Source organism: Glutamicibacter sp. (assembly GCF_035257265.1).
In the GTDB taxonomy this organism is placed as follows: Bacteria; Actinomycetota; Actinomycetes; order Actinomycetales; family Micrococcaceae; genus Glutamicibacter.
Genome location: NZ_DATEXC010000072.1, coordinates 1 through 3,086, shown reverse-complemented (window position 1 = coordinate 3,086; position 3,086 = coordinate 1). Strand labels below are relative to the sequence as shown.

Annotated in this window: 2 protein-coding genes; one reads left to right on the top strand and one right to left on the bottom strand. The window is 60.6% G+C overall.

Features of this window, described 5'->3' with window-relative positions:
* Positions 1 to 331: 331 nt before the first annotated feature.
* Complete coding sequence (locus tag VJ369_RS19085; RefSeq protein WP_324093570.1) at positions 332 to 2,068, bottom strand: IS1634 family transposase; 1,737 nt, start codon at positions 2,066 to 2,068, stop codon at positions 332 to 334.
* A gap of 487 nt (positions 2,069 to 2,555) precedes the next feature.
* Here VJ369_RS19085 and VJ369_RS19080 point away from each other — a divergent pair.
* The coding region (locus tag VJ369_RS19080; RefSeq protein WP_324093569.1) for a DUF4118 domain-containing protein at positions 2,556 to 3,086 on the top strand (531 nt) is incomplete at its 3' end.

Below are 3,086 nucleotides of genomic sequence, written 5' to 3'. Positions count from 1 at the left end.
GAGCGCTTCGATGTCGTGAGGAAGCAATGCGCCGACGTTTTCTGACCCTCAACGTATGCACGAGCCGGCGCTTCGCCGGCAATCCGCTCGCGGTCGTCCTCGATGCACAGGAGCTAAGAGCGTGTCAAAAAAGTGCCTGATCCCTCGAATGAGGACCATCTGCAGCAGACTGTTTGTTGAGGAAAATCAATGGCTTCACAGATGGATCATTCCCTCGTAAAGCACCCTAAAACCACTTTTTAAACACGCTGTAAAAGGCTAGCCGCGTGCTAGCGGGAGTTTACGGTGAGAAGGGATCATAAGAGGGGCAACCCCTTGTCTCTCAAGAAGTTTAGAGACTGAGCACTGTATTACCCAACTGCTCTGCCAAGGGCCTTAAGTTGAGGGCAACAAACAGTTCTTCCTGCTCCGGGCTGCGCTGGGTGAGCACCCGTTGTGCTGTACCATTGGCATACACGACGAGGGCTTCCTGCATACCCCGGAGGCGCTCCAGCAGGAGGTCGACGCCGAGAGCCAGGTGGCGCTCTTGGAGTCGAAGCACGACGATCCGAATCAACAGCAGAGCCAGAAAGCAGTAGAGGGCATGAACCGACAGTTTGCTATCCGTCCAGTGATACGCCGGCCACCACAAGCCGGGACGCCGGCTCTTGCTGATGCGGAACATCGCTTCCACTTTCGCCTGGCTCCGGTAGGCCACCACGATGCGTTGATCGCTCAGCTCCCGACGATCGGTAAACAGGACTGTTCTCCCAAAGGTGCCATGTTTGATTGCGCGTTTCTTGCGCCTATCCCACTCCCAGCTCAGCGCCTCGACAGCCCCGTGATGCAGCCGGAGCGTCGGAGAGCAAAAGTCCTTGAGCCGATCATGGCGCAGCGCCCGGCTCATCTCGCGTCTGACGGCCTGCTCTGTGCGGGGCCGGTTGCGCGCCACGGCCTCCTGGATGGTCGCCTGGAGGGTGCGCAGTTTCTGGTCGGCTTTGCGCTGGAGCAGATCCAGCGTGCGCACCTGCCGGCGATAAAAGCGGGGGCTAAAGCTCACCAGGAGTTTGCCCGCGATGCCCAACAGCCTCGCCTGGGGCTGGGCGTACACCTTGACCCGCCGCCCATCGGGCAGGGACAAGGGCTGATACCCCTTCAAGGCCCCCTGGGAGAGTTGACGGACCCAACCAGCCGGGATGGCCGCAAGGAAGGAGAAATGGGCCTTGGAGAGGGCCGTGAAGTTGTCGCGGGAGACGTTGCCCTTGTCCAGGATCAGCGTGAGGTGGGGAGAAGTGTGCTGAGGGCAGAATGGACCAAGCATCCCCTTCAGGCTCGCACCCAGGGCAACGACATCCGGGGTATTGCCCTCATAGCAGCGGTAGTACAGGGGGAGCCCCTGCTCCTCATCCACCACCAGGGCCAAGGAGATCTGACGCAAGTCAGCGCGCTTCTGCTTGTTTCTGCCACGCTGTGGAAGGCTAGGCCGGCTGTTGAAGGTATGAATGAAGGTATAGTAGTTCGTGGTGTCATAGACCAGAAACCGCTCTCCCAAGGGGAAGTGCTCGCGAATCCGCGCCAGCAACGCCTCCTGGAGGGGGGCAACGTGGATCTCTTCAAACACATCCATATGATCCCAGAAGCGTTGGCTGCTCAACTCCTCGGCGGCAGCGGGCACCAAACGGGCCAGCACCGTGCTCTGGTACCACTCGGCGAAGGCCCGCTTGCTTTTGGGCCAGGTCGCACGATTGCGGGCCGCCAGAAGGAGGTAGTGCCCCACGGACAGCGAGGTGCGTCGCCCTGGCGGGGCGGGCGGGACGGAAGCATTAATCAGCTCAAGGAGCCCCAGTTCTTGGGCCACAGTATAGAACAGCGCCGAGGCCCCGAACTCCCGGGTCTGCACGGTGTGGAGCGTGGGCATTGCCCCTTGGGGGGCAGCGGCAGTCCGGTGGACCCGGATGTGCTCCATGACTCGCTCCTGAGGCCCCAGATAGATCTGCTCGACAATGCGCGATTGGCCCTTGACACGGGCGGAGCGGACCCAGTAGAGATACGGTCTGCCTTTTTTCCACTTGGTAATGAGACTTGGCATACTGGTAGGGTAATACATACACCAGTTTATGTCCAGTATACTTTGTCAAAACTGAAAATTTAATACCCATTAGTAGGGTAATACATCCATGGAACCATCAACCCCTTGTGGCTGTGAGACTTATGAGGTTTTGCACTGCAGTGCGCCGTAAACCCCCGCTAGCGTCAGGGACAGGCGCTCGTACCCCCCTCGTGTGCCGACGTCTGCCTTGGGGCTGGGCCTGTGCGATGATGCCAAGGCGCGGTACTGACAGACGGGCCCGAGTCACCACGGCCAAGACGACCAGATGGCATCTGTCGATATATTGGCGTCACGGGCGCGCTGTCGGGTTCCCCGGGGCGAAGCGCTCGGCACCGTGAATCGGGCCACCACAGGCACAGTGCGTTGGTTGTAAACCACCCTTGAGGGGACTATCATCTGAGCATGGTTCGCCGGGAGGAGTGATTGTCGTCAAGGTTCAGGGCGTCACGACAGTGGGGGCAAGCGTATGTCGAAGCTTGACATGCTCGCGCGGCGTGCGTGCGCGATGGTGTTAACATACAGTCTGGCATGTGTGTCGGTTGCCGTCGCATTGCTCGTGACGCTGCTGTTGCGCCCCGACGAGCTGGTCACGCCGGTCTTCTTCCTGGCGATCATGCTGAGCGCCTGGTTTGGCGGCATTGGACCGGGACTGCTGGCCGCTCTGCTGGCGACTCTGGCCATCGCTTATTGCTTCCTGCCGCCGCTGTATAGCCTGCAGTTCGACCCCGCCAACGTGCCGCAACTGCTCGTCTTTTTCCTGTCGGCCGTGCTTGTCAGTTCGTGGAGTGCCGCCCGCAAACGCGCTGAGACATTGCTCCGGCGGGCCCGTGATGAACAAGAGGCCAAAGTCCAGGAGCGGACCGCCGACCTCAACCAGACCAATGAGACGCTGCGGTCCGAGATCGCTGAACGCCAGTGGGTGGAAGAGACGTTGCGGGAGCGGGCCGACCTGCTCGACCTCACGCACGACACGGTCTTCGTGCGCGACATGCGCGAC

Excerpts from the sequence above, each read along its gene's own strand:
- VJ369_RS19085 (WP_324093570.1), bottom strand. The coding sequence starts at position 2,068 with ATGCCAAGTCTCATTACCAAGTGGAAAAAAGGCAGACCGTATCTCTAC.